Consider the following 23,678-nt stretch of genomic DNA (forward strand, 5'->3'; position numbering starts at 1 on the left):
GAATTCAGATCACGACGAAGTGAGGTTGAGGTGGCAATGGTCACGGAGCAGGCTGCAGCGCCGAAGAGCGCATGGCACTCGGACGGGACCCTGCGAGCACCGCTGCTGGTCGAGCCGTCGGGGCATGTCGACCACGGTGACCGGTCGATCCCGATCTACGACAGCGGCAACGAGACCGCGAGCCCCACGATCGTGCTCGTGCACGGCACCTCCGGCACCGCGCGCGGCAGCTTCCAGGCCGTCTACCCGATCCTCACCTTCACGCGTCGCGTGGTCGCGTTCGACCTGCAGCTGCCGGCCGAGGGCGAGCTCACGCTCGCCGAGGCGGTCGATCAGCTGCGCGCCGTCGTGGAGCACGCAGCCGCCGAGGGCCCGGTCGCCCTGGTCGGCTACTCCTTCGGGGCCGTCGTCGCCGCCGCCTATGCATCGACGCAGCCGGAGACCATCGCATCGCTCTCCCTCGTGGCCGGCTGGTCGAGGACCGACCGCCACCAGCTGCTGCGCAACGACCTCTGGCAGCGCCTGCACGAGAGCGACCCCGAAGCGCTCAGCGCCTTCGGCCTGGTCATGGGCTTCTCACCCGGCTACATCATCGGCCGCAACCAGCGCGACTGGGCTGAGCTGCAGGCGGCCGTGGCATCCCGCCCCTTCCCCGCACAGATCATGCGGCTGAATCGCGAGATCGACATCGAGTCGGGCCTGGGCCGCATCCACGTGCCGACGCTCGTCATCGGCTGCAAGCACGACGCGATGGTGCCGCTGCACCACAGCCGGATGCTCTTCGGCGCGATCTCCGACGCCCGCTACCTCGAGATCGACAGCGGCCACGGCGTCGTGACCGAACGCCCCGCCGAGCTCGCCGTCGCCATCGACGACTTCACGGCTGACCCGCGCGAGCACGCCGCGGGCACCATCATCCGCACCGACCACGCCTGACCGGCACCGACGCTGGGAGCCACCATGCAGCACGCATCCACGACCGCGACGAGCGAGCAGCCGTCGACCACCCACGCCAAGATCGCCATCATCGGCTCGGGCTTCGCAGGCCTCGGCCTGGCGATCCAGCTCCGCCGCCGCGGTGAGCACGACTTCATCGTGCTCGAGCGTGCCGGCGATGTCGGCGGCACCTGGCGCGACAACACCTACCCGGGAGCGGCCTGCGACATCCAGTCGCACCTCTACTCGTTCTCGTTCCGACCGAACCCGGACTGGTCGCGGGTCTACGCGACGCAGCCCGAGATCCTCGCCTATCTGCGCGAGGCCGCGATCGACGAGGGCGTGCTGCCGCACGTCACCTTCGACGCCGAGCTGCTCTCCTCCACCTGGCAGCCCGATGCGGCGCGCTGGTCGCTGGAGACCACGGCCGGCGCGTTCACGGCCGACTTCGTGGTGACCGCGGCCGGGCACCTCTCCGACCCGAAGCTGCCGAACATCCCTGGGCTCGAGACCTTCGCCGGCACCATGTTCCACTCGGCGCAGTGGGATCACTCGTTCGAGCCGGAGGGCAAGCGCATCGGCGTCATCGGCTCAGGCGCCTCGGGCATCCAGATCGTGCCCCAGCTCGCGAAGACCGCTGGCACGCTCACCGTCTTCCAGCGTTCGGCGCCCTACATCATCCCCCGCGTCGATCACGAGTACACCGACGCGCAGAAGTCGATGTTCCGCCGCATGCCCGAGACCGCGCAGGCGCTGCGAGACGAGCTGTTCTGGGGCAACGAGGCACGCCTGCCGCAGCGCCGCGGCATCGCCGACTTCATCTCCAAGATCGAGTCGACGGCCCTCGACCACCTCGCCGCGCAGGTGCCGGAGGGCGAGCTGCGCGACAAGCTCACCCCCGACTACATGATCGGCTGCAAGCGCATCCTGATCTCGAACGACTACTACCCGACCTTCCTGCGCGACAACGTCGAGCTCGAGACCAGCGGCATCGTCGAGGTCACCGAGCGCGGCATCGTCACGAACGAGGGCGAGATCGAGCTGGATGCGCTCGTGCTCAGCACCGGCTTCGAGGCGGCCGACCTGCCGATCACGCACCGCATCTTCGACGAGCACGGACGCTCCATGGCCGATTCCTGGACATCGGGCGGTGCCGCGTACGCCTGCTCGACGGTCGCCGGCTACCCCAACCTGTTCATCATGAACGGCCCGAACTCGGGCCTCGGCGCGGGCTCGATCATCTACATCGTCGAGTCGCAGATCCGCTACATCATCGGCGCCCTCGAGCACCTGCAGCAGGTGGGCGCCTCCACGATCGAGATCACGCAGGAGGCGCAGGACCGCTTCGTCGCGTCGGTGGACGAGCGCGCGCAGAACACGGTGTGGCTCAACGGCGGCTGCTACTCCTGGTACGTCGACCACCGGTACGGCCGCCTGACGACAGTCTGGCCCGACTTCATGCACAAGTTCCGTCGCGAGAGCGGCACCTTCCGGCCCGACGAGTACCTCATCGATGGCGAGCCGAGCCAGGATGCCCGCGTGCTCGAGGGGGTGTCGGCGTGAGCTGCGAGGTCAACATCTGGCGGCTGCGATGCTTCGCGGCGCTCGCCGAGGAGCTGCACTTCGGTCGCGCGGCCTCACGCCTGTTCATCACGCAGCCAGCCCTGTCGCTGCAGATCAAGCAGCTCGAGATCTCGCTCGGCTACGACGTCGTCACCCGAGCCCGCAGCGTCGCGCTCACCGCGAACGGTCGCCGGCTGCTGCCCTACGCCGCCCAGGTGCTGGCCGCGGCCGACGTGTTCGCCAACGCCGCCGCGGTGGGCGGCCGGCTGCACGCCGCATGACCGCCGCGCGCACCGTCACGCCGCAGCGCCTCCGCGAGTCGGTGCAGGCGATCCTGGTCGCGAACGGCTGCCACGAGGAGGTCGCGACGGTCGTGGCCGAGGGTCTCGTCGATGCCGACCTGCACGGGGTCGCGTCGCACGGCGTCTCCCGGCTCGGCCTCTACCTCGACCGGCTGCGCAGCGGCGCGATCGTCGGCCACGATGCCGCCCGGATCGTGCAGGAGTGGGGCACGGGCGCGATCATCGACGCCGGCCACAGCTTCGGCGCCTGGTCGGCCGCCCGCGCGACCGATCTCTGCATCGCCAAGGCGCGCGAGGCGGGCATGGCGATCGTCGTCGCCCGCGGCGCCGACCACTTCGGCCGCGCCGGCGCCTTCAGCGAGCGGATGGCGGCGGCCGGCATGGTCGGGATCGTCGCCGCGAACACCACGCCGCTCATGCCCGCCGTCGGCGGGGCGGAGGCGGTGATCGGCAACAACCCGCTCTCGATCGCGGCGCCCGGCAACGACGGCATCCCCGTCACCGACATGGCGCTCTCCGCCGTCGCGCTCGGCAAGATCATCGAGGCCGACCGTGCCGGCACCGAGATCCCGCCCACCTGGGCCACGGATGCGCAGGGCGCGCCGACGACGGATCCCGCGGCCGCGCGGCAGGGTCTGCTGCTGCCGGCCGGCGGGGCGAAGGGCTTCGGCCTGGCGTTCTTCATCGAGGTGCTGACCGGCATCCTCAGCGGCGGCGCCGTGGGCGGCGAGGTGCGCAGCCTCTACCAGGAGCGCGACCGGCCCAACGAGTGCTCGCACGTCTTCCTCGCCATCGACGCGTCGCGCTTCGATGGCACCGAGAAGGTCGCCGACCGTGTCGACCGCTTCGCCGCGCAGATCCGCGCGAGCGAGCGCGCGCCCGGCGTCGACGCGATCTTCGCGCCGGGCGACCTGGAGCGCGCCGCAGCCGCCCGCAACGCGGTGGAGCTCACGCTCTCGACGGCCACGGTGGACGAGCTGCAGGCGCTCGCCGCGCAGGCGGGCGTGCCCTCCCCGTTGGAGGCGGCAGCATGACGCTGCAGCGCATCGCGACCCCGGATGGTCGCGATCTGCTCGTGCGGCGGGGCGCCGGCGCGCTCGAGGTGCTGGGCGACTGGGACGAGGGCCGCATCCTGGAGGCGGTGCCGCAGCACGGCACAGAGCACCTCGACCCCGGCACCGCGAAGCCGCTGCCGTTCCTGCGGCACGGTGCCAAGATCCTGTGCGTCGGCCTCAACTACCGGCCGCACATCGAGGAGATGGGGCGCGAGGCGCCCGCGTACCCGACGCTGTTCGCGAAGTTCGTCGACTCCTGCGTCGGTCCGAGCGACGACATCGTGCGCCCGGCCGACGTGGATCAGCTCGACTGGGAGGGCGAGATCGCCCTCGTCATCGGCGGCCACCTGCGCCATGCCGCCGCTGACACCGGGGGCATCCTGGGTGTCAGCGCCTTGAACGATGTCACCTCGCGCGGTCACCAGTACCGCACGACGCAGTGGCTGCAGGGGAAGGCGCTCGACAGCCTCTCCCCCATGGGCTCCATCGTCGCGCCGCTCACCGACGACCTGGCGATCACGACGCGGGTCGACGGCGAGGTCGTGCAACGCGGCCGCATCGACGAGCTGGTCTTCGACGCGGCCGCGCTGGTGGCCTACGCCTCCGGCCTCGTCCGCCTGCGGCCGGGCGACGTGATCGCGACCGGCACGCCGGGCGGTGTCGGGCACAGCATGCAGCCGCCGCGCCATCTGCAGCCGGGCCAGCTGCTCGAGACCGAGCTCTCCGGCGTCGAGACGCTGCGCAACCGCATTCGCTGAGGCCGCGCCCGCCCGCGCGTCAGCGGGCACGAGTCAGCTCGTGCGGCTCAGCTCACCCGGCTCAGTTCGCGCGAGTCGTGAGGTAGGGATGCTCCGCGGCGAGCGCCCGGATCGCCCGGGAGATCTCGCGCACGCGCAGCAGCTCGCTGAGATCGCGCGGCACGACGAGCCAGTAGGTGCGGCTGATGCGCAGCTCGTCGGGCAGCACGCCGACGAGCTCGGGATCGGTGGCGCCGATGTAGGCCGGCAGCAGCGCCACGCCCAGGCCCGCGCGTGCCGCGCTGTGCTGGCCGGTGATGTTCGTGGTCTGCAGGCGAGCATGCGCCCGCGGCAGCAGCTCATCGAGGATCCGCAGCGGCACGACGTCGAGCATCGCGTCGACGTACCAGATGAGGTCGTGGTCGCGACGGAGCTCGTCGACCGACTCCGGCGTGCCACGACGGCCGAGATACTCGCGCGAGGCATAGCAGCGCAGCTCGTAGTCGGCGAGGTGCTGCACGGCCGCGGCGCGCGGCGAGGGCTGCTCGAGCGTCACCGCCACGTCGAAGTCGCGCGCCGTGATGAGGTCGTGGCTGGTCGCCGTGATCACCTCGAGCGAGAGGCCGCGGTAGGTGTCGAGCAGCGGGCGCAGGCCCGGCATGAGCACGTTGGCGCCGAAGCCGTCGGGCGCGAGGATGCGCGCGGCGCCGCTCAGCTCGCCGGCGCGCGACGCGACGGCCTCCATGGCGCGCGAGACGCTCGACTCGATCGCCTCCGCATGCGGCACCACGAGCCTGCCGGGCTCGGTGATGCGCCACCCCTGCGGGGTGCGGTCGAACACCCGCACGCCGAGCTCCTGCTCGAGTCGGCTGATGCGGCGGGAGACGGTCGTCTCATCGACCTGCAGCCGTGCCGCCGCCTCGCGCAGCCGACCGGTGCGTGCGACCTCCAGCAGGTAGCGCAGGTTCTCGGTGTCCATAGGAACAGTCTGCACTTCTGCAGTCGAATCTGCGGGATTAGCCGTTGACGCCTGCATCGGTGCATCGCAGAGTGGAGCCATCCACTTTCCCCCTCTCTGGGCCGATCACGAAGGCGTGTCACTGGTGAGCATCGACATCCACACCCCTCCCGTCCTCCGATTCGGCGCGGGCAGCGTCGGCAGCATCGGCGAGCTGCTCGCGACCATGGGCGTCGCGCGCCCGATCGTGGTGACCGACGGGTTCCTGGTCTCGGTCGGCGTGGCCGCGCAGGTCGCGGATGCGCTGCGCGCGTCGGGCCAGGAGCCCGCGGTCTTCGACGGCACGATCCCCGACCCCACGACCGACTCGCTGCAGGCGGGCCTGGACGCGATCAGCGCGCACGGCGCCGACAGCATCGTGGCGCTCGGCGGCGGCAGCCCGATCGACACCGCGAAGGCGCTCTCGGTGCTCGCGGTGCGCGGCGGCCACATGCGCGAGCTGAAGGCTCCGTTCCAGTTCACCGGCGAAGCGCTCCCCGTGATCGCCGTGCCCACGACCGCGGGCACGGGCTCCGAGGTGACGCAGTTCACGATCATCACCGACAGCGAGACGAACGAGAAGATGCTGTGCGCGGGCCCCGGCTATTTGCCGAAGGCCGCCGTGGTCGATTTCGAGCTGACGCTCTCGATGCCGCCGCGCCTGACCGCCGACACCGGCATCGACGCGCTCACGCACGCCATCGAGGCGTACGTGAGCCGCAAGGCCAACCCGGTCTCCGACACCTACGCGCTCGCCGCGATCGGCCGCATCGGCCGCTTCCTCCGCCGCGCCTACCGCGACGGCGCCGACCGCGTCGCCCGCGAGGAGATGATGACCGCGGCGACGCTCGCCGGCATGGCCTTCTCGAATGCGAGCGTCGCGCTCGTGCACGGCATGAGCCGACCGCTCGGCGCCCACTTCCAGATCGCCCACGGCATGGCCAACGCCATGCTGTTCGCCGAGATCACCGCGTTCTCGGTGCAGGACGCCGTGGAGCGCTACGCCACCTGCGCTCGCGAGCTGGGCGTCGCGAGCGCAGAGGACACCGACGCCGCCGCGGCCGACCGGCTGGTCGCCGAGCTGCGCGCGCTCGCGGTCGAGCTCGAGGTCCCGACGCCGGCCCTGCGCGGCATCGAGCGCGCCACCTGGGACGCGCTGGTGCCGGTGATGGCGCAGCAGGCACTGGCCTCCGGATCCCCCAACAACAACCCCCGCGTGCCGACGGCCGAACAGGTCGCGCAGCTGTACACGGCCATCTACGCCTGAGCGGTCTACGCCTGAGCGGTCTACGCCTGAGCCGTCTAGGCCTGAGCCGTCGACGCGTGACCCCGACATCCCACCGAGCAGGAGCATCCATGACCATCACCGAGCAGACCACCAAGACCACCAAGGTCCACCACTGGATCGGCGGCAAGGCGCACGAGAGCGCGAGCGGCCGCACCGCACCCGTCTACGACCCGGCGCGCGGCGTCGTCACGAAGCACGTCGCGCTCGCCGACGAGGCCGAGGCGCGGGCCGCGATCGAGGCGGCGCACGCGGCATTCCCCGCCTGGCGCGACCTGTCGATCGCCCGCAAGCAGGCGATCATGTTCCGCTTCCGCGAGCTGCTCAACGAGCGCAAGGGCGAGCTGGCCGAGATCATCACGAGCGAGCACGGCAAGGTCGTCTCGGATGCCGGCGGCGAGATCGCACGCGGCCTCGAGGTTGTGGAGCTCGCGACCGCGTTCCCCAACCTGCTCAAGGGCGCCTACAGCGAGAACGTCTCCACGGGAGTGGACGTCTTCTCGATCAAGCAGCCGCTCGGCGTCGTGGGCATCATCAGCCCCTTCAACTTCCCGGCGATGGTGCCGCTGTGGTTCTTCCCGGTCGCGATCGCCGCGGGCAACACCGTGGTGCTGAAGCCGAGCGAGAAGGATCCCTCTGCGGCGATGTGGATGGCCGAGCTGCTGCAGGAGGCGGGCCTGCCCGACGGCGTCTTCAACGTGCTGCATGGCGACAAGGTCGCGGTCGACGGCCTGCTGACGGCCCCCGAGGTGCAGGCACTGTCCTTCGTCGGCTCGACGCCCATCGCGCAGTACATCTATGAGACCGCCGCGCAGCACGGCAAGCGCGTGCAGGCACTCGGCGGCGCGAAGAACCACATGCTGGTGCTGCCGGATGCCGACCTCGACCTGGTCGCCGACGCCGCGGTCAACGCGGGCTTCGGCTCGGCCGGCGAGCGCTGCATGGCAGTCTCGGTCGTGCTGGCGATCGACTCGGTCGCGGATGCGCTGATCGAGAAGGTCAAGGAGCGGGTGTCGACGCTGCGCATCGGCGATGGCCGCCGCGGCACCGACATGGGGCCGCTCATCACCGAGGCGCACCGCGACAAGGTGGCCGGCTACATCGACATCGCCGTCGAGGATGGCGCGACGGTCGCGATCGACGGCCGCGGCATCGAGGTCGACGGCGACGCGGACGGCTTCTGGCTCGGCCCGACGCTGCTCGACAACGTGCCGACGACGTCGCGCGCCTACCGGGAGGAGATCTTCGGCCCGGTGCTCTCGATCGTGCGCATCGAGTCGTTCGAGGAGGGCGTCGAGCTCATCAACTCCGGCATCTTCGGCAACGGCACGGCGATCTTCACGAACGACGGCGGCGCTGCGCGCAAGTTCCAGAACGAGATCCAGGTGGGCATGGTGGGCGTCAACGTGCCGATCCCCGTGCCGGTCGCCTACCACTCGTTCGGCGGCTGGAAGCAGTCGCTGTTCGGATCCTCGAAGGCCTACGGCGCGGCCGGCTTCGAGTTCTTCACCCGCGAGAAGGCGATCACGCAGCGCTGGCTCGACCCCAGCCACGGCGGCCTCAACCTCGGCTTCCCCGAGAACTGAGCTCGGCATGCGCGTCGAGCAGCTGGCCGGTCGCGGCGCCGTCGTGACCGGCGGCGGCGGTGGCATCGGCCGGTCCATCGCGCTCTCGCTCGCGCAGCAGGGCATGGATGTCGTGCTGGCCGACATCGAGCTGGAGTCCGCGGAGCGCGTCCGGGACGAGATCCGCGGACTCGGGCGGCGCGCGATCGCGGTGCGCACCGACGTGTCGCAGCAGGCGGACGTCGAGGCGCTCGCCGACGCCAGCTTCGACGCCTTCGGCGACATCGCCGTGCTCGTGAACAACGCGGGCGTCACCTGGCGCCCGTATCGCGCGAGCTGGGATGCCTCGACCGATGACTTCGCCTGGATCATGGCGGTGAACTTCTGGGGCGTGCTGCACGGGCATCGCGCGTTCGCGCCGCGGATGGGCCGCTCCGGCTTGCCATCGCACATCGTGAACACGGCGTCGCGCGCGGTGCTGCAGCCCATCCCCGGCCACGCCGCCTATACGGCGTCGAAGGCGGCGGTCGACGGATTCTCGATGGCCGTGCGCGCCGAGTACGCGGCCGCCGGGCTGGACATCGGCGTGACGGTGCTCTTCCCCGGCCCCGTGCGCACCGACTTCGCCTCCAGCGAGCGGCTGCGCTCAGCCGATGAGCGAGCCGAGGCGCGCGGCGTCGTGCCGTGGACGACGTACACCGAGGGGCAGCCCTCGGACACCGGCGCGAGTGCGAGCGACGCGATCGACCCCGCGCTGGTCGGCCCCATGGTGGTGGACGCCATCGTGCACGACCGCGCGTACGTGCTGACGCATCCGCTCCCCTCGCACGTGACGGAGCGCGCGCGCATGCTCGCCGAGGCGGCAGCCACCCGCTGACCCGCGCGCCCGCCCAGCCCCGCGCAGCCCGCCAGCCCGCCCGCCCGCGCGTGTCAGGTTGTTGCTGAGTTCGGGCCGCGACAGTGCAACAACCTGACACGCGCGCGCCGGATGGGCGGGCGGAGCGAGCGAGGGGGCGCGGTGAGCGGGGTTGCGGCGCGCGCCTCGTCAGCCGACGATCAGCGTCCGGACGATGACGAAGGCGGAGACGATGGCCGCGGCGATGGCGGCCTGCACCAGCAGGTGGCGCTCGACCCGCTTGTCGCGCTCGATCTCCTGCTGCTCCGCCTCGAAGTCGAGCCCGCTCATGCCATCACCCGTCCTGTCTTCTCGGTCTTGTCCCAGACCATCGCAGCCCCCTGCGCCTCCTTGACGTAGGAGTCGAAGGTGATGGCGACGAGGATCGGCCCGTAGCCGAGCAGGTAGACGGTCATGGCCATCAGCCACTCTGGTGCGTTCGCCTCGTCGAGCTTCTTCACTCCCCAGGCGCCCAGGATGCACAGCGAGATCCACGCATAGATCGCGATGTACCAGATGTCGATGCCGGTCTCGGTCATCCGCAGGCCGAACAGCGAGGGCACCAGCTCGGTGAACAAGCCGGGGAAGAACGCTGAGAGCACGACGATCGTGAACAGCACACCGGGGAAGAGCACGACCTCGCGCCACGCGGTGCGCGTGATGCCGGGGTCGAGCATCGCGGCGAGCGTGATCGTGTAGATGCTGGCCGCGCCGACGACGATCCACATGGATCGGAAGATGAACTCCGAGATCGGCGACTCCATCACGTAGAGCGAGATCAGCCCGATGGACGCCATGATCATGAACACCGGCAGCAGGTAGATGCCGAACCAGGCGAGCCCGAAGAAGATCGAGCCCAGCCGGTGCTCGCTCGAGGGCCGGAACCAGATGTCGCGGTAGCGCTTGGTGATCTGCACGTTGCCGCGCGCCCAGCGCAGCCGCTGCTTCCAGAGCGCGCCGACCCGCTGCGGCTCCTCGGCCAGCACCACCGCGAGCGGCTCGAACACGACGCGCTTGCCGGAAAGCTGGGTCTCGAAGGTCGTCACCGTGTCCTCGGCGAGCGAGCTCGTGTCGATCGCGCCGCCGAGATCCTCGATGTTGCGCCGCGTGTGCAGCTGCGCGCCGCCCGCCAGGCAAGTGATGGCGCCGCCCACGTTCTGCGCGCGGCGGCTGCCGAGCTGGCCGAGGACGTACTCGAAGGAGACGAAGCGGCTGAGGTAGTTCTTGTCGGCGCTGCCCTCGCGGATGTAGGCGGTCACGGCGCCCACCTCGGGGTCGGCGAGGTGGCGCGTCATCTTGCGCAGCGAGTCCGGCAGGTAGATGACGTCGGCGTCCATGATGAGGAGCGCCTCCATCCAGTCGTCGGCCATGACGTGGCGGATGCCGTGGTTGAGGGTGTGCGACTTGCCCTCGCCCCCGACCTCCCGGCGCAGGTGGAAGACGGCACCCGGGTACTGCAGCGCCTTCGCCTGCACGACCTGGGGGGTGTCGTCGGTGGAGGCGTCGTCGACGACGTAGATGCGCAGGCGCCCGTCGGGATACTCGAGCCGCATGAGTCGGTCGATCGACTCGGCCAGCACGGCCCCTTCGTTCCAGGCGGGCACGATCACGGCGACGCGCGGGCTCGTCGGTGCGCTGCGCTTGAGGTGGTTGACGAATCCGTGCACGGGCACCAGCAGGAACTGGCTCGCCATCACGAACGCGGGCACCGCGCCGATGAGCACCATGGCGACGAGCACCACCACGAGCACCGTTTCACCGATGTTCAGCCACTCCGCACCGGTCATGCTGCTTCCTCCAGGATCGCGGCGACCCGCTCGTAGCGCCCGATGTCGTCGGCCGTGTGGCTGTCGGTGGATGCGACGAGGGCTGCGCCTGCGGTCCGTGCGGCGCGCACGGCGCGCGGGCTCGGGCATCCCCACTTCTCGTTGACCTCGATGCGGGTGCCGGTGCGCGCGGCCGCCTCGGCCCATGCGCGCAGCAGCTCGTCGTCGATGTCGCGCTCGTCGAGCCCGATCTTCGGCAGGATCGAGAACGGATGCGCGAGCTGCGCGCCGCCTCCGGCGCGCTCCATGGCGGCGATGGTGGCACCGACCAGCGTGGCGACCGCATCGGCGGCGCTCAGGCCGTCGGCGAGTGCGGCAGCGGTGCGCGACGGGCTCCACGGCCCGTCCGGACCCGGGAACTGGTGGTCGGCGATCACGATGCCGTCGATGCCGCCGGGCCCGACGACCAGGTCGGCCGGGATGTCGAGGGTGCCCGACGCATCGAGGATCTTCGCCTCGACGCCGGTACGGACGGTCAGCGTGGGCGGCACGTCGAGCGCGCGCACGGCGGCGAGGAACTCCGGCACCCAGGTGGTGTCGACGCGCACGTGGTCGATCAGGCGGATCTCCCGCAGGCCGCGCGCGACGGCCGCGGCGACGTTCTCGGCGAGCGTGCTCTCGGCGTCGTCGGAGAAGGTCGAGTGGATGTGCCAGTCGCCGGCGAGCTCCGGGTGCGTCATCGCACGGCCTCGGTCCCGGCCAGGATCTCGCTGGTCGCGACGAACACGTCCTCCAGGTAGCGGACGTTCGCGATCTCTGCGAACGGCACGCGCTCTGGTACCGGGCGGCCGAGCGCGAGGTCGATGGCGAGCGACGGCATGTCGACACCAGCTGCGATCGTCAGGGGCATCGAGCCGGGGAAGCGCGGGTTGATCTCGAGCAGCGCCGGCTCGCCGGTGGTGGCGTAGCGCAGCTGCACGTTGCAGACGCCGACGATCCCGGCGGCCGCGGCGCAGGCCTCGGCCGTGCGCTCCAGCTCGTCGCGGTGCACGGTGCGGCCGGCGATCGCGATCCCGGAGTCGACGCGCGCGCGCAGGCGCGGCACGGCGGCGATCGCGGTGCCGTCGGCGCCCATGAGCACGTCGACCGAGAACTCCTCGCCGGGCAGGTTCTCCTGGATGATCCAGGCGTCATCGCGCGGCTCCGCCTCGAGTGCGGCGCGGTCGTCGACCAGGTGCACCCCGCGCGAGCCGGCGCCGCTGCGCGGCTTCACGATCACCGGGAAGGTCCAGTCGACGGCCACGCCCGCGTCGTCGAGCACCGCGGTCTGCGGCACGCGCGCGTGCGGGGCGCACGCCTGCACGAGCAGCCACTTGTCGAGGCAGGTGCGCAGCGCGGCCTCGGACGGCGCCGCCAGCACGGCCCCGAGCGCATCCCGCTCGGCGCTCAGCGGCACGAGCTCGACGTCGACGGTCGAGACGACCACGTCGATCCCATCGACGGCGACGAGCGCGCTGACAGCATCCACGAATCCGGGGGCCTTGCCCGGCGGCACGATGCGCCGATGCTCGGCGTCGACCAGGTAGAGGCCGCTCGCCCAGCCGTCCATGTCGGCGGCGAAGACCTCCAGGTCACCGCGCTGCAACAGGGAGCGGATGACGGCGACGCCGGCTGCTCCGCCCGCTCCGGTTACGAGCACTCGGGTCGTCATGGTCGTTCTCCACTGGTCGTCTCGAATGCGCCGCCGAGCTGGTCGCGGCCGCGGTGTGCGTGCTCCGACGCAGCCTCGATACCGCGCGCATCGCGGATCATCTCGAGCGGCTCGACGTGCGTGCCGGTGCCGAAGCGCGACCAATAGCGTGCGGTTGCCCGCACCAGGTCGGGTGCGAGGTAGTTGCGGATGCCGCTCTGCGACGCGAAGCTCTCCAGCAGCCGGAGCTTCGCATCGACGTAGCCGTCGATCGAGACGAAGCGGGTCGGCGCGAACCCGATGGTCGCGGATGGGCTCTGGTAGCAGCCGACCTGGGCCACGTTGCGCGTCGCGACCATGGCGGCTTCGTGCACGGCGCGGTGATCCTGGTGCCGGTCGTTGCGGGAGTGCACGTAGACCGTCGTCGGCAGCACTTCGGCGACCACACGCTCGATGATGCCGACGGTCGGGTCGGAGTTCGAGATGGCGGTGTCGGTCAGATCCTTCAGGAACAGTCGCGCGCCCAGCAGCTCGGCTGCCGCGAGCGACTCGTGCTGCCGGTCGTCGGCGCTGCCGCCGCGCGCCCCGCGGGAGAGCGTGAGGATCGTGATCGGGTCGCCCGCCGCCGCGTGTGCGGCCAGTGTGCCGCCGACGCCGATCTCGACGTCATCCGGGTGCGCGCCGATGGCCAGCACCGATCGCGCGACGCGCGCTGCCCGCTTGCGCCGGGCCGCGAGGCCGAGGCGTTCGACCGCGGCGATCAGGTCGGCCGATGACAGCGGCTTCTGCAGGAATTCGTCGGCGCCGGCGCGCAGGGCGGTCACCGCATACGTGACCGAGCCGTGCGCGGTCATCAGGATGATGGGCAAGTGCGGGTCGAGGTCGCGAGCGGTGGTGATCAGGTCGAGGCCGCTGCCGCCGGGCATCTCGATGTCGGTGACGACCACATCGGGCGCGAACTCGCGCATCTCCTCGACGAAGCCGACGACGCTCGGCATCCGTCGCACCTCGCAGCCGAGCCGTCGCTCGAGCACGGTCACCACGAGCATGGCGACGTCGTCGTCGTCCTCCAGGACGAGGACGCGGAGCGGGGGAGACGTCATTTGTAGCCAGGCTACCGGTTCAAATCTGCGCAATCCGCTATATTTCCGACCCTGTCTCGCCCTGAAGCCCCCTCCTGTGCGGCGCGTGTCAACTTGTTGCAGTTCTGCGGCGCAGGGACAGCAACAACCTGACACGCGTCGGCTGGCCCCGCGGGGGCGGGGCGGGGGGGGCGGCTAGGCGTAGTGGGCGGCGAGGCGGCGCAGGCCCTCGTCGATCGTGACCGTCGGCGCCCAGTCGAGCGCGGCGCGCGTCTCGCGCTGGTCGAACCAGTGCGCGGTCGAGAGCTGCTCGGCGAGGAAGCGCGTCATGGGCGGCTCGTCGCTGCCCGGGCGGATCGCCCAGACGCGCTCGACGGCCGAGCCGGCCGCGCGCGCGAGACCGGCGGGGATGCTGCGGCGCGGCACCGGCACGCCTGCGGCCAGGCAGATGCCCGCGAGGATGTCGGCGACCGGCCGGGGCTCGCCGTTGGTGACGACGTAGGCCTTGCCGTGGGCGGCATCCGCTCGGTGCAGTGCGGCGACGATCGCGCTGGCCGCGTTGTCGACGTAGGTGGTGTCGATGAGTGCGCGTCCGCCGCTCAGCAGCGGCACGCGGCCGCGCCGGGCGCGCTCCACGACGCGCTCGATGAGCTGCGTGTCGCCCGGACCCCAGACGATGTGCGGGCGCACGGCCAGCACGTGCATGGTCTCGGTGTCGCGCTCGAGCGCGAGCAGCTCGGCGGCGGCCTTGGTGCGGGCGTAGTCGCCGCGCGCGTGCTCGGGCGATGCGGGCTCGGCGCCCACGCCCGCGAGCGACGAGCCGGTGTGCGCGACCGAGGGCGAGGAGACCTGCACGAAGCGCGCGACGCCCGCACGCTCGGCGGCATCCAGCAGCGTGCGCGTGCCCTCGACGTTCACGCGGCGGAAGTCGTCGGGGTCGCCCGCGAGCGACACCTTCGCCGCGAGGTGCACGACGCCCTCGACGCCCTCCATGGCGAGCGCCACGTGCGTCGGGTCGGCGACCGAGCCCAGCACATCCGTCGCGCCTGGCACGCTCGAGGGGCGCCGCTGCAGCGTGCGCACCTCGTGGCCGGCGTCGACGAGCGCCGCCGCGACGGCGCGGCCGAGGAAGCCGGAGGCGCCGGTTGCGAGCACCCTCACCGGCGGCTCCCGGTGCTGCTCGAGCGCGTGATCACGGCTTGCCCGCCCGCTCGCCGGCGAGCATCCGCTCGGCCCACTCGGAGAGGCGCGACCGGTCGATCTTGGAGTTGTGGCGGATGTCGGTGGGCAGCTGCGGCACGACGAGCACCGCCGCGAGCGGCGCCCGCGAGCGCTCGCGTGCGGCGGCGGTCAGCTGCGGGTCGGCGAGCCCGGGGCGCGCCTGCGGGCGAGAGCCGTCGGCGGCGGGCTCGATCACCGCGACCGCCTGCCGCAGCCCGTGCGGGCCGATGCCGACGACCGCCGCCCGGCGCACGCCGTCGACCACCTCGAGATCCTGCTCGGGGCCGACGGGCGCGACCGGGCCGTCGGCGGTGACGATCACGTGCTGGATGCGGCCCTCGACCCAGAGGCGGCCGTGCTCGTCGAGGTGGCCGATGTCGCCGGTGCGGTGCCAGCGGGCGGTGGGGGCGGTCTGGTCTCGTGACGCGCGCGCCTGCGGCGCACGCTCCTCGACCGGCGAGAGTGACTCCGTGTCGCGCGTTGCGGCGCGGTCGGTGAGGTAGAGGCGGTCGTAGCGCTGCTTGAGGTGCGGGGCCGAGATGATGACCTCGCCGAGCACGCCGGGGGTCGCGCTCGGCTCCCCCGTCGCGCGGCCGTCCGCGTCAAGAGCGCTGACGAGCACGCGGTTGGCGCCGATCGGCGTGCCGACGCAGACACCGGCATCCGGAGCCTCGGCCGCCGCGCGCACGCCGTCGAGCGTGATGTCGGCGACCAGCAGGCACTCGGTCATGCCGTAGGGGGTGTGCGGGGTGGCGTTGGGCATCAGCTCGGCGACGGCGGTGAGCATGGCCGCGCTGATCGGCGCGCCGGTGGAGAGGAAGGTGCGCACGCGCTCGAGTGCGCGGCGGTCGTCGGCGGTGAGCGCATCCGCCGTCTCGACCACGTTGAGGATCGCGGCGGGCGAGAGGAAGACAATGCCCGCCACCGACGCGCGCACCGCATCGGCGACCGCTCTGGCGGTGAGCGTGCGCGGCGCGGAGACATCCATGTCGGGTGTGGCCGAGCGGGTGCCGAGCGCCGGGCCGAGGAGCGCGAACGGCGCGAAGCCGGTGACGAGCCCGATCTCGGGCGAGATGTCGAGGTGGGCGGCGAGCACGTCGCGCAGGGCGCTCAGCTGCCCGTGGCGGTAGACGACGCCCTTCGCGGGACCGGTGGAGCCGGAGGTGAAGAGGATCGCGGCCTCGTCGTCGGGGCCGGGCTGCTCGGGGTCGGGCTGCTCGGAGTCGGGGACGCCACGCCCCAGCTCGGCGACATCGGCGAGGCTGCGCGAGACGCCGAGCGCCGCGGCTGCGACGCGCGGCAGCCGTTCGGCGGAGATGCGGGTTCCCGGCCAGCCGAGCGCGCGGGCGGCGGTGAGGCCGAGGCGCTCGCCGATGACGACGTCGGGCCAGGAGCCGCGCACGGCGCGAGTGAGGCCGCGGATGCCGAGGCCTGCGTCGGCGACCACCACGACGGCGCCGATGCGGAGGCAGGCGTAGAGGACGGCGGTGAGCGTCGGACCGGGCTGCAGGAGGAGCGAGACGCGGTCGCCCTTGCGGATGCCCGTGGCGTGCAGGCCGGCGGCGAGCTCGCGCACGCGGGTGTCGAGCTGCCGCCAACTGACGCGGCGCTGGCCGCCGCCGCGCGCGGCCATGTCGATGACGGCGACGGCGGCGTCGCCGGCGCGCTGGTCGAGGCCGTGCCAGAGGGGGGTGAAGGGGGCTCTGGTCTCGTGACGCGCGTCGGCTTCGCCGATGCCCTCCTCGACCGACGGGGTGAGGGCGGGGTGGGCGGCTTGGTCTCGTGACGCCGCCTTCGGCGGCTCCTCGACCGGCGAGGTGGGCGAGTGGGCGAGCCAGTCGAGGACGGCGGGGGCGTAGGGGCGGTCCTCGGCGATGAGGTGGCTGGCGCCCTCGAAGCGGTGCACGTCGGCGTGCGGCATCCGGTCGATGAGGTCATCCAGGTAGCGGTCGCCGAAGACCGGGTCACTCGGCCCCCACAGCAGCAGCGCGGGCACGGTCAGCGCGGCGACACCGGCGTTGATGCGCTTGAGCTCGGCGAAGCTCTCGTGCTGCGCGTCGACGGGGATGTCGGCGACGAAGCCGCCGATGCCCTGGCGCCGCGATGCGGAGCCGTACGGCGCGCGGAACGCGGCCTGCACCTCGGGCTCGAGCGACGGCGACGCGAGCGCCAGCGTGGTGTCGAGGAAGCCGCTGGTCGCGACCGTCGCCGCGCTCAGCACCCCGCGAGCGCCCGCGAGTCGCAGCGGTGCCGGGATCGGGGTGCCCTCCGGGTGGTGCACGGCGGTGTTCAGCAGCGCGACGCCCGCGAGCGACTCCGGATGGTCGATCGCCCAGCCGAGCGAGATGACGCCGCCCCAGTCGTGCCCGAGCGTGACGACCGGGCCGTGGAGATCCAGCGCATCCGTGAACGCCGACAGGTCGGCGACGCGCTGCGCGAGCGTGCGGTGCCGACGGGCGCCGACGGCGAGCTTCGTGCGCTCAGAGAAGCCCATCTCGAGCTGGTCGACCGCGACCACGCGCCAGGCGGTCTCCCCCGCGGCCGCGCGCCGCAGCGACTCGGCGGCGATGCGGCGCCACAGGTATGACCAGGTGGGGTTGCCGTGCACGGCCAGGATCGTGCCGGCCGCCTCCACGCCGAGCTGCGCCAGCGCATCCGCAGTGTCGAGGCAGTGCCACTCGCGCGTGCGTTCCGCGTCGAGGCCGCGCCCGGGCACCTGGACGAGGCGGCTCCACGCCGGGTCGAGACCGGGCAGGTCGCTCGGCGGCAGCGACGCAGCGGCGCCGGCGGGCGCCGCCGCAGACGGCGAGGCCAGCGCTGTCACCAGGCGAGCTCCATCATGGCGGTGTTGAGCCCGGAGCCGACGCCCATGAGCAGCACGCGGTCGCCCTTCTTGAGCCGCTCCTGCTCCTCCACGAGCGTGATCGGGATCGACGCGGGGCCGACGTTGCCGAAGCGCGGGAAGGTCGTCGGCACGCGGGCGGGATCGAGGCCGGCCGCCTTCACGATCGCGTTGGTGTGCACGGAGGAGACCTGATGGGTGATGTAGCGATCCATGGAGGACCAGTTCCACTCCGGCGCCGATTCCTTCCACGCCGAGACCACGAGGTCGAGGCCGCCCTTCAGCAGCGCCTTCGCGTTCGTGTACATGCCCTCGGCGCTGCCGACGCACAGGTCGTGCCACTGGGTGGCGGCGCGCGTGACGCCGCCCAGGATCCGGTGGCCGTCGGGGTGCAGGTCGGTGCGGCCGAGCACGGCGGCGGCCGAGCCGGAGCCGAGCGTGAGGGTGGCGAACTCGCTCAGGAAGTCGGAGCGGTCGATGTCGCTGCCGAGCAGGCGGTCGATCGTGTTGACCTGGATGTCGTCGGCGTCCTCACCGTTGACGACGATCGCGTAGTCGATCTGGCCCGACTCGATCATGCCCCCGGCGAGGCTCATGCCGTTGACGAAGCCGAGGCAGGCGTTCGCGACGTCGAAGTTGATGGCGCTGGTCGGCAGGCCGAGCTCGTGGTGGAGGCGCACGGCGACCGAGGGCTCGAGGTGCTTGCGCGTGACCGAGGTGTTGATGAGCAGGCCCACCTCCGAGGCGTCGACGCCGGCCTCGGCGAGCGCGCGCCTGCCCGCCTCCACGGTGGCGTCGTCGGCGGATTCGCCGTCGGCCCAATTGCGGCGCTCGTCGACGCCCGCGACGCGGCGCAGCAGGCCACTCTTGAGCCGCAGGCGCGAGAGTGCGTCGCCCAGTCGCTCCTCGATGTCGATCGAGGTCGTCACCCTGCTCGGCAGCGTGCTCGCGACCGACAGCAGCGAGACGTTCTCGAACCGCGTGGTCGCGTTGCCAGCCACAGAACCTCCGTCGCGAGCCAGTATCGGGAAAGGGCCCGTCGTTCAGCGTAACGAGTGCGCCTATGACCCAGGTGGATGTGCAGCGTGGATCTGCGGCCCGCGTCACAACCGGCGCCGGGTCGGCATCTCGTCGACGGTGACCATCTCGGGCGCGGACGCCGGCGCCCCCTCCAGGTGCCGCGCGAGTCTGGCCGCCCACGGGCTTGCCGTGGCGCCGTGCGCGAAGACACTGACGAGGATGGTCCACACCGCCACCGAGAAGACGGTGTCGCCGACCGCGCCGCTCAGCTGCTCGGCCACCATGAGCGCGAACAGGATGGATGCGAGACCACGGGGTCCGAACCACCCGATGAACAGCCGCGTCTGGGTGCGAGTCCCAGACCAGGCGAGCGCGAGCAGCACCGGCAGCATCCGCACGACGGTCAACGAGAGCACCACGTAGAGCGCGATCTGCCAGGTCAGCGATCCGAGCACCTGGGTGGCCAGCACTGCACCGAACACGAGGAACGTCACCGCCTCCAGCAGCTGCCCTTCGTCCTCGGTGAAGTCCTGCACATGCTCGCTCTGCTCGCGCGCAACATGACCGAATGCGAGCCCGGCGACGAACGCAGCGACGAATCCGTTGCCGCCGACCACGCCGGCGGTTGTGAACGCTGCGACCGCGATGGCGATGGCGGCCAGCTGCCGGTAGACGCCCGCGACCTGGCCGGCGCGAGCGAGACGGTCGAGCAACCACCCGCCGAGCAGGCCGACCAGGAGGCCGGCAAGGATCCCGAAGCCGATCTGCTGCGCGGCGAAGAGACCCCAGTTGTCCATGCCCGAGCCCGTCTCGGTCGCCGCGATCGCGAGCAGCACCGTGACCACCGGCACCATGATCCCGTCGTTGAGGCCGCTCTCCACGTTGAGCGTCTGCCGGATGCGCACCGGCAGCCGCTTGTCGCTCACGACGGCCTGCCCGAGGGCCGCGTCGGTCGGGGCGAGCACGGCAGCGATGAGCGCGGCCTCGATGATCGTGAGCCGCTCGAAGAGGACGACGGCGGCGAGCGTGCCGAGGAGGATCGTCAGCGGGAGACCGATGCCCAGCAGCCGCGCGGGGAGAGCCATCTGACGCCGCAGCGCTCGCAGATCGATGCGCACCGCGTCGGTGAAGAGCACCAGCACGAGCGTTGCCTCGACGAGCAGCGAGACCGCCTCGCCCTCCAGATCGAGGCGGAACCACTCGCCGCCGACGAGACCCAGCAGCACGCCCACGCCCGTGAACACCATCGGGGCTGTCACCGGCGACATGGAGAGCCGCCCCGACACCATGGCGAAGGCGAACACGACGATCGAGATGATCAGGAGCTCTGACATGGCTTCCTCCGCTACTCTCCCGGCCCGCCGCAGCGGACCACGATCCCGCTCTGCGACTCTTCCACACCGGCCTGCTGGCGTCAGTCGTCGCCCTGGAGCGCAGCGAATCACCCCCGCCTCGCACGGTCCGACCGCGCGAGCGCTGCGGTCACCGGCGTCTTCGCCCATGGCGGATACCGCGCGGCGCGCACTCAGGTTGGAGAGTGCGATAATGGGGTACGAGAGCGACCTCGCTGCAGCGCCTCCTCACCCCATCAATCCAACGGCGGATGCCTCGCGCTCCGTCGCGCGCGCATCCGTCTCACACGACGAGAGCATCAACATGAGCAACACCGGAACCATCGACCAGGTCACCCCCGCAACCGAGGCCGGCGCAACGACCGAGGCGCCGAAGCAGGCGCCCGCCCGCACCGCACGCCGCTGGCCGTGGATCGCCGCGCTGGTCGTGGTGGCCGGTCTCGGTGCCGCCGGCACCGGCATCGCCGCTGCATCCGCGGCCGACGCGCAGGCACAGCTCGCCGCGCTGCAGGAGGAGCACGGCGACCTCGAGACCCGTGCGGGCATCGCGCAGAGCAGCCTCGACCTGATGCGCGAGAACCGCGACCGCCTCGAGCTGCAGCTCGAGGAGCTGCAGGCGCAGATGGACGAGCTGCAGGCCTCCAACTAAGGCTGCACGTCACTGGTGCCGCTCGGCCAATAGGCTCAGGCCATGGCCGAGCGCACCACCTATCTCCTCGTCGACGGCGAGAACATCGATGCGACGCTCGGCGTCTCGATCCTCGACCGGCGCCCCGAGCCGCATGAGCGGCCGCGCTGGAACAAGGTGCTCACCTTCGCCGAGCAGGAGTGGCAGCAGCCGGTCAAGGGGCTGTTCTTCCTCGCGGTGACCAACGAGCTGCCGGCATCGTTCGTGCAGGCGCTCATCGCGATGGGCTACCGGCCGGTGCCGCTGAGCGGTGACGGCAAGGTCGTCGACATCGCCATCCAGCGCACGGCGGAGGCGCTCGTCGAGCGCGACGCCGACGTCATGCTGCTCAGTCACGACCGCGACTTCGTGCCGCAGCTCGAACGCCTGGCTGAGGACGAGAACCGCCGCGTCGGCATCCTCGGCTTCGGCGAGTTCATGGCGGCCAGCCTGCGCGAGGTGCCGGGGGCCGAGTTCTTCGACCTCGAGTACGACGTCGCGGCGTTCACCAGCCGCCTGCCGCGCGTGCGGGTCATCCCGATCGACGAGTTCGACCCGCTCGAGTTCCTCTAGCGGTCGCGCGAGGGCGGCGCGACCGACTCCCGGACGATCAGGTTCTGATCGAGCACCACCGTGATCGCAGCATCGTTCGACCCGTGGATGCGCCGGATCAGCAGCCGCGCCGCTTCCGCGCCGATCTCGTGGATCGGCTGCGCCATCACCGTGATGCCTGGCGTCGCGACCTCTGTCCAATCCGCGTTGTCGAATGCGACGAGCGAGAGATCGGTCGGGATGCGCAGCCCGAGTTCGCGTGCCGCACGGAAGACGCCGAGCGCGACCAGGCTGTCGGAGGCGACCACCGCCGTGACGGCGTCGCGACCGGTCAGCAGCCGTCGCGCGAGCGACTCTACGCCTTCTGCTCGCGCGTTCAGATGCACGAAGGCCTCGGGTTGCGAGACGCCCGCCGCCGCGAGTGCATCGGTGAAGCCTTCCACGCGCTCAGCCACCGGCGACGAGTACAGCGGGTCGGAGCCATCGAAGGCGGTTGCGTGCGCAAGCGTGGAGACGAACGCGATCCGTCGATGGCCCGCATCGACCAGCAGTGCGGTGAGGTCTCGCGCCCCACTGCGGTTCGCCGCGATGACGGTGTCGACACCGAGCTCGGGGACGGCCCGATCGAACAGCACCAACGGTCTGCCCGACTCGATGATCGGGCGCAGGTTCTGCGTCGCCAGCGATGATGCCGCGGCGACCAGCAAGCCATCCACACGCTTCGCGAGCTGCACGCCGATCGCCTTCGCCTCGATCTCGGCGTCCTCGTCGGAGTTGGAGAGGATGAGGTCATACCCGGCTTCTCGCGCGACGTCGGCTGCGCCCCGGGTCGCGCGCGCGAAGAAGATGTTCTCGATGTCGCCGACGACGATGCCGATGGTGTTCGACCGGCCCGTGCTCATGGTGCGTGCGAGCGCATTCGGGCGGTAGCCCAGCCGATCCGCAGCCGCCAGCACGCGATCGCGCACGGCGTCGCTCACGGCTCCGTAGTCACCGAGCGCCCGCGCAGCCGTCGCCTTCGAGACAGCCGCGGCAGATGCGACGTCAGCCACGGTGGCCTCGCGGCGGCTCGCAGCCTCAGCGTGGGGTTCGGGCACCCGTCCTCCAAAGATCGTGTTGACGTCTCATCACATCGTCGCGTACTGTCGCTCCCAGCAACTGAGACCGGTCTCAACGTACGGGACTGAGACCGGTCTCAGCAAGCCTTCCCCGAATCCGATCACGCTCCAACGACTGCAGCACCATCGAGAGGACCACCATGAAGTTCCGCACCACCTTCCGCCGCACGGCGGCCGTCACTGTCGCCGCCACGGCGGCGCTCGTCCTGGCCGCCTGCTCTGGCGGCACCGCCCCCGCGGCCGATACCGCTGACGCTGTCGACGACAACCCCTACGGCCTCATCACGCCGGGCCAGATCCGCGTCGCAAGCCTTGGCGACGCCCGCCCCTACACCTTCACCGATGAGTCGGGCGAGTTCACCGGCTTCGACGTCGAGCTGTTCACCGACGTCGCGGAGCGCATCGGCATCGACGATGTCGTCTTCACGGGTCAGGACTTCTCGGGTCTGCTCGCCGCGGTCGCGAACGGCCAGTTCGACGTGGGCGTCGCCGCGATCGGCATCACCGAGGAGCGCCAGCAGACGGTCGACTTCTCCGACGGCTACCTCGCGGGCTACCTCACGGTGATGGCGAGCCCCGACGCCGGCATCAGCGATGTCGAGGACCTGGCCGGCATGCGTCTCGGCGTCGTGCAGGGCACGCTGCAGGAGGCGTACGCGGTCGAGCACTTCACCGACACCGAGCTGGTTCGCTTCCCCGACAACAACACCGCGATCTCCGGCGTCAACTCGGGCTCCATCAACGCGACGTTCCTCGACTACGAGGCGGCAAAGGTGTACGCGGAGCAGTACGGGCTCGTGAACTCGATCGACATCCCGTCGTTCGACGCTCCTGCTGGCTTCGCGATCGCGAAGGACAACCCGGCGTTCCAGGAGGCCCTCAACGAGGCACTCGCCGCAGCCATGGAGGACGGCACCTGGAAGGAGCTCTACCAGGAGTGGTTCCCGGGCTCCCCGATGCCCGAGCAGTACCTGCCCTCCGGCGAGCAGTCCGAATAATCCCGCCGTCGGCGACCGGCGCGGGGCATCCACCT

General features: G+C 71.4%; 22 protein-coding genes. 11 read left to right on the forward strand and 11 right to left on the reverse strand.

The genetic code is table 11. The features are described from left to right. The first annotated feature begins 36 nt into the window (after positions 1-36). The 5 genes from ABG090_RS11715 to ABG090_RS11735 are packed head-to-tail and all read left to right on the forward strand — an operon-like array spanning position 37 to position 4,614. Positions 37-936 carry an alpha/beta hydrolase gene (locus ABG090_RS11715; RefSeq protein WP_347757606.1) on the forward strand — a complete coding sequence of 300 codons (900 nt, stop codon included), beginning with the start codon at positions 37-39 and terminating at the stop codon, positions 934-936. Between the two features lie 24 nt (positions 937-960). Beyond that, complete coding sequence (locus ABG090_RS11720; RefSeq protein WP_347754698.1) at positions 961-2,499, forward strand: NAD(P)/FAD-dependent oxidoreductase; 1,539 nt, start codon at positions 961-963, stop codon at positions 2,497-2,499. Next, on the forward strand, positions 2,496-2,780 hold the full coding sequence (locus ABG090_RS11725; RefSeq protein ID WP_347754699.1) for a LysR family transcriptional regulator: 285 nt from the start codon (positions 2,496-2,498) through the stop codon (positions 2,778-2,780). The genes ABG090_RS11720 and ABG090_RS11725 overlap by 4 nt, the downstream gene beginning before the upstream one ends. After that, complete coding sequence (locus ABG090_RS11730) at positions 2,777-3,835, forward strand: Ldh family oxidoreductase (protein ID WP_347754700.1); 1,059 nt, start codon at positions 2,777-2,779, stop codon at positions 3,833-3,835. Before ABG090_RS11725 ends, ABG090_RS11730 begins: the two co-directional genes overlap by 4 nt. Continuing rightward, on the forward strand, positions 3,832-4,614 hold the full coding sequence (locus ABG090_RS11735; RefSeq protein ID WP_347754702.1) for a fumarylacetoacetate hydrolase family protein: 783 nt from the start codon (positions 3,832-3,834) through the stop codon (positions 4,612-4,614). Before ABG090_RS11730 ends, ABG090_RS11735 begins: the two co-directional genes overlap by 4 nt. Positions 4,615-4,675: 61 nt before the next feature. Here the strand turns inward: ABG090_RS11735 and ABG090_RS11740 are convergent, their stop codons facing one another. Then, the gene (locus ABG090_RS11740) at positions 4,676-5,572 is read right to left on the reverse strand and encodes a LysR family transcriptional regulator (RefSeq protein WP_347754703.1); all 897 of its coding nucleotides are present in this window, start codon (positions 5,570-5,572) and stop codon (positions 4,676-4,678) included. 124 nt (positions 5,573-5,696) lie between these two features. Between ABG090_RS11740 and ABG090_RS11745 the strand changes: the two genes are divergently transcribed. The 3 genes from ABG090_RS11745 (at position 5,697) to ABG090_RS11755 (ending at position 9,317) form a co-directional block, all read left to right on the forward strand. After that, positions 5,697-6,857: an iron-containing alcohol dehydrogenase gene (locus tag ABG090_RS11745; RefSeq protein WP_347754705.1), complete on the forward strand. Its 1,161-nt coding sequence runs from the start codon at positions 5,697-5,699 to the stop codon at positions 6,855-6,857. An 89-nt stretch (positions 6,858-6,946) separates the two neighbouring features. Next, a complete protein-coding gene (locus ABG090_RS11750; protein ID WP_347754707.1) occupies positions 6,947-8,461 on the forward strand; it encodes a CoA-acylating methylmalonate-semialdehyde dehydrogenase in 1,515 nt (504 codons plus the stop codon). 7 nt (positions 8,462-8,468) lie between these two features. Next, positions 8,469-9,317: an SDR family NAD(P)-dependent oxidoreductase gene (locus ABG090_RS11755; RefSeq protein ID WP_347754708.1), complete on the forward strand. Its 849-nt coding sequence runs from the start codon at positions 8,469-8,471 to the stop codon at positions 9,315-9,317. A 168-nt stretch (positions 9,318-9,485) separates the two neighbouring features. On the opposite strand, the gene ABG090_RS11760 is transcribed toward ABG090_RS11755, so the two are convergent. From ABG090_RS11760 to ABG090_RS11800, 9 genes are all read right to left on the reverse strand, one after another. Continuing rightward, on the reverse strand, positions 9,486-9,626 hold the full coding sequence (locus ABG090_RS11760) for a hypothetical protein (protein WP_347754710.1): 141 nt from the start codon (positions 9,624-9,626) through the stop codon (positions 9,486-9,488). Beyond that, on the reverse strand, positions 9,623-11,122 hold the full coding sequence (locus tag ABG090_RS11765; protein WP_347754711.1) for a glycosyltransferase: 1,500 nt from the start codon (positions 11,120-11,122) through the stop codon (positions 9,623-9,625). The genes ABG090_RS11760 and ABG090_RS11765 overlap by 4 nt, the downstream gene beginning before the upstream one ends. Then, positions 11,119-11,841, reverse strand: a complete 723-nt coding sequence (locus ABG090_RS11770) for a PHP domain-containing protein (protein WP_347754713.1) — start codon at positions 11,839-11,841, stop codon at positions 11,119-11,121. Before ABG090_RS11770 ends, ABG090_RS11765 begins: the two co-directional genes overlap by 4 nt. Beyond that, positions 11,838-12,812, reverse strand: a complete 975-nt coding sequence (locus tag ABG090_RS11775) for an ATP-grasp domain-containing protein (protein WP_347754715.1) — start codon at positions 12,810-12,812, stop codon at positions 11,838-11,840. Before ABG090_RS11775 ends, ABG090_RS11770 begins: the two co-directional genes overlap by 4 nt. Beyond that, a complete protein-coding gene (locus ABG090_RS11780) occupies positions 12,809-13,894 on the reverse strand; it encodes a response regulator (RefSeq protein ID WP_347754716.1) in 1,086 nt (361 codons plus the stop codon). Before ABG090_RS11780 ends, ABG090_RS11775 begins: the two co-directional genes overlap by 4 nt. A gap of 174 nt (positions 13,895-14,068) precedes the next feature. Further along, a complete protein-coding gene (locus ABG090_RS11785; protein ID WP_347754718.1) occupies positions 14,069-15,034 on the reverse strand; it encodes an NAD-dependent epimerase/dehydratase family protein in 966 nt (321 codons plus the stop codon). Positions 15,035-15,065: 31 nt separating this feature from the next. Continuing rightward, positions 15,066-17,909 carry an alpha/beta fold hydrolase gene (locus tag ABG090_RS11790; RefSeq protein ID WP_347757608.1) on the reverse strand — a complete coding sequence of 948 codons (2,844 nt, stop codon included), beginning with the start codon at positions 17,907-17,909 and terminating at the stop codon, positions 15,066-15,068. Between the two features lie 5 nt (positions 17,910-17,914). Beyond that, the gene (locus ABG090_RS11795; protein WP_347754719.1) at positions 17,915-18,937 is read right to left on the reverse strand and encodes a 3-oxoacyl-ACP synthase III; all 1,023 of its coding nucleotides are present in this window, start codon (positions 18,935-18,937) and stop codon (positions 17,915-17,917) included. Between the two features lie 102 nt (positions 18,938-19,039). Further along, a complete protein-coding gene (locus ABG090_RS11800; protein ID WP_347754721.1) occupies positions 19,040-20,290 on the reverse strand; it encodes a cation:proton antiporter in 1,251 nt (416 codons plus the stop codon). 322 nt (positions 20,291-20,612) lie between these two features. Between ABG090_RS11800 and ABG090_RS11805 the strand changes: the two genes are divergently transcribed. Next, positions 20,613-20,957: a hypothetical protein gene (locus ABG090_RS11805; protein ID WP_347754722.1), complete on the forward strand. Its 345-nt coding sequence runs from the start codon at positions 20,613-20,615 to the stop codon at positions 20,955-20,957. A gap of 42 nt (positions 20,958-20,999) precedes the next feature. Further along, the gene (locus tag ABG090_RS11810; RefSeq protein WP_347754723.1) at positions 21,000-21,548 is read left to right on the forward strand and encodes an NYN domain-containing protein; all 549 of its coding nucleotides are present in this window, start codon (positions 21,000-21,002) and stop codon (positions 21,546-21,548) included. Here ABG090_RS11810 and ABG090_RS11815 read toward each other — a convergent pair. Continuing rightward, positions 21,545-22,579, reverse strand: a complete 1,035-nt coding sequence (locus ABG090_RS11815; RefSeq protein WP_347754725.1) for a LacI family DNA-binding transcriptional regulator — start codon at positions 22,577-22,579, stop codon at positions 21,545-21,547. The genes ABG090_RS11810 and ABG090_RS11815 overlap by 4 nt on opposite strands. 206 nt (positions 22,580-22,785) lie before the next feature. Between ABG090_RS11815 and ABG090_RS11820 the strand changes: the two genes are divergently transcribed. Then, on the forward strand, positions 22,786-23,643 hold the full coding sequence (locus ABG090_RS11820) for an ABC transporter substrate-binding protein (RefSeq protein WP_347754726.1): 858 nt from the start codon (positions 22,786-22,788) through the stop codon (positions 23,641-23,643). Positions 23,644-23,678: the final 35 nt, after the last annotated feature.

Source organism: Agrococcus sp. ProA11 (assembly GCF_039880525.1).
GTDB lineage: Bacteria > Actinomycetota > Actinomycetes > Actinomycetales > Microbacteriaceae > Agrococcus > Agrococcus chionoecetis.

Coding starts and splice junctions, on each gene's coding strand:
- ABG090_RS11715 (WP_347757606.1), top strand. CDS start 37: ATGGTCACGGAGCAGGCTGCAGCGCCGAAGAGCGCATGGCACTCGGAC.
- ABG090_RS11720 (WP_347754698.1), top strand. CDS start 961: ATGCAGCACGCATCCACGACCGCGACGAGCGAGCAGCCGTCGACCACC.
- ABG090_RS11730 (WP_347754700.1), top strand. CDS start 2,777: ATGACCGCCGCGCGCACCGTCACGCCGCAGCGCCTCCGCGAGTCGGTG.
- ABG090_RS11735 (WP_347754702.1), top strand. CDS start 3,832: ATGACGCTGCAGCGCATCGCGACCCCGGATGGTCGCGATCTGCTCGTG.
- ABG090_RS11740 (WP_347754703.1), bottom strand. CDS start 5,572: ATGGACACCGAGAACCTGCGCTACCTGCTGGAGGTCGCACGCACCGGT.
- ABG090_RS11750 (WP_347754707.1), top strand. CDS start 6,947: ATGACCATCACCGAGCAGACCACCAAGACCACCAAGGTCCACCACTGG.
- ABG090_RS11755 (WP_347754708.1), top strand. CDS start 8,469: ATGCGCGTCGAGCAGCTGGCCGGTCGCGGCGCCGTCGTGACCGGCGGC.
- ABG090_RS11760 (WP_347754710.1), bottom strand. CDS start 9,626: ATGAGCGGGCTCGACTTCGAGGCGGAGCAGCAGGAGATCGAGCGCGAC.
- ABG090_RS11765 (WP_347754711.1), bottom strand. CDS start 11,122: ATGACCGGTGCGGAGTGGCTGAACATCGGTGAAACGGTGCTCGTGGTG.
- ABG090_RS11770 (WP_347754713.1), bottom strand. CDS start 11,841: ATGACGCACCCGGAGCTCGCCGGCGACTGGCACATCCACTCGACCTTC.
- ABG090_RS11775 (WP_347754715.1), bottom strand. CDS start 12,812: ATGACGACCCGAGTGCTCGTAACCGGAGCGGGCGGAGCAGCCGGCGTC.
- ABG090_RS11780 (WP_347754716.1), bottom strand. CDS start 13,894: ATGACGTCTCCCCCGCTCCGCGTCCTCGTCCTGGAGGACGACGACGAC.
- ABG090_RS11800 (WP_347754721.1), bottom strand. CDS start 20,290: ATGTCAGAGCTCCTGATCATCTCGATCGTCGTGTTCGCCTTCGCCATG.
- ABG090_RS11805 (WP_347754722.1), top strand. CDS start 20,613: ATGAGCAACACCGGAACCATCGACCAGGTCACCCCCGCAACCGAGGCC.
- ABG090_RS11810 (WP_347754723.1), top strand. CDS start 21,000: ATGGCCGAGCGCACCACCTATCTCCTCGTCGACGGCGAGAACATCGAT.
- ABG090_RS11820 (WP_347754726.1), top strand. CDS start 22,786: ATGAAGTTCCGCACCACCTTCCGCCGCACGGCGGCCGTCACTGTCGCC.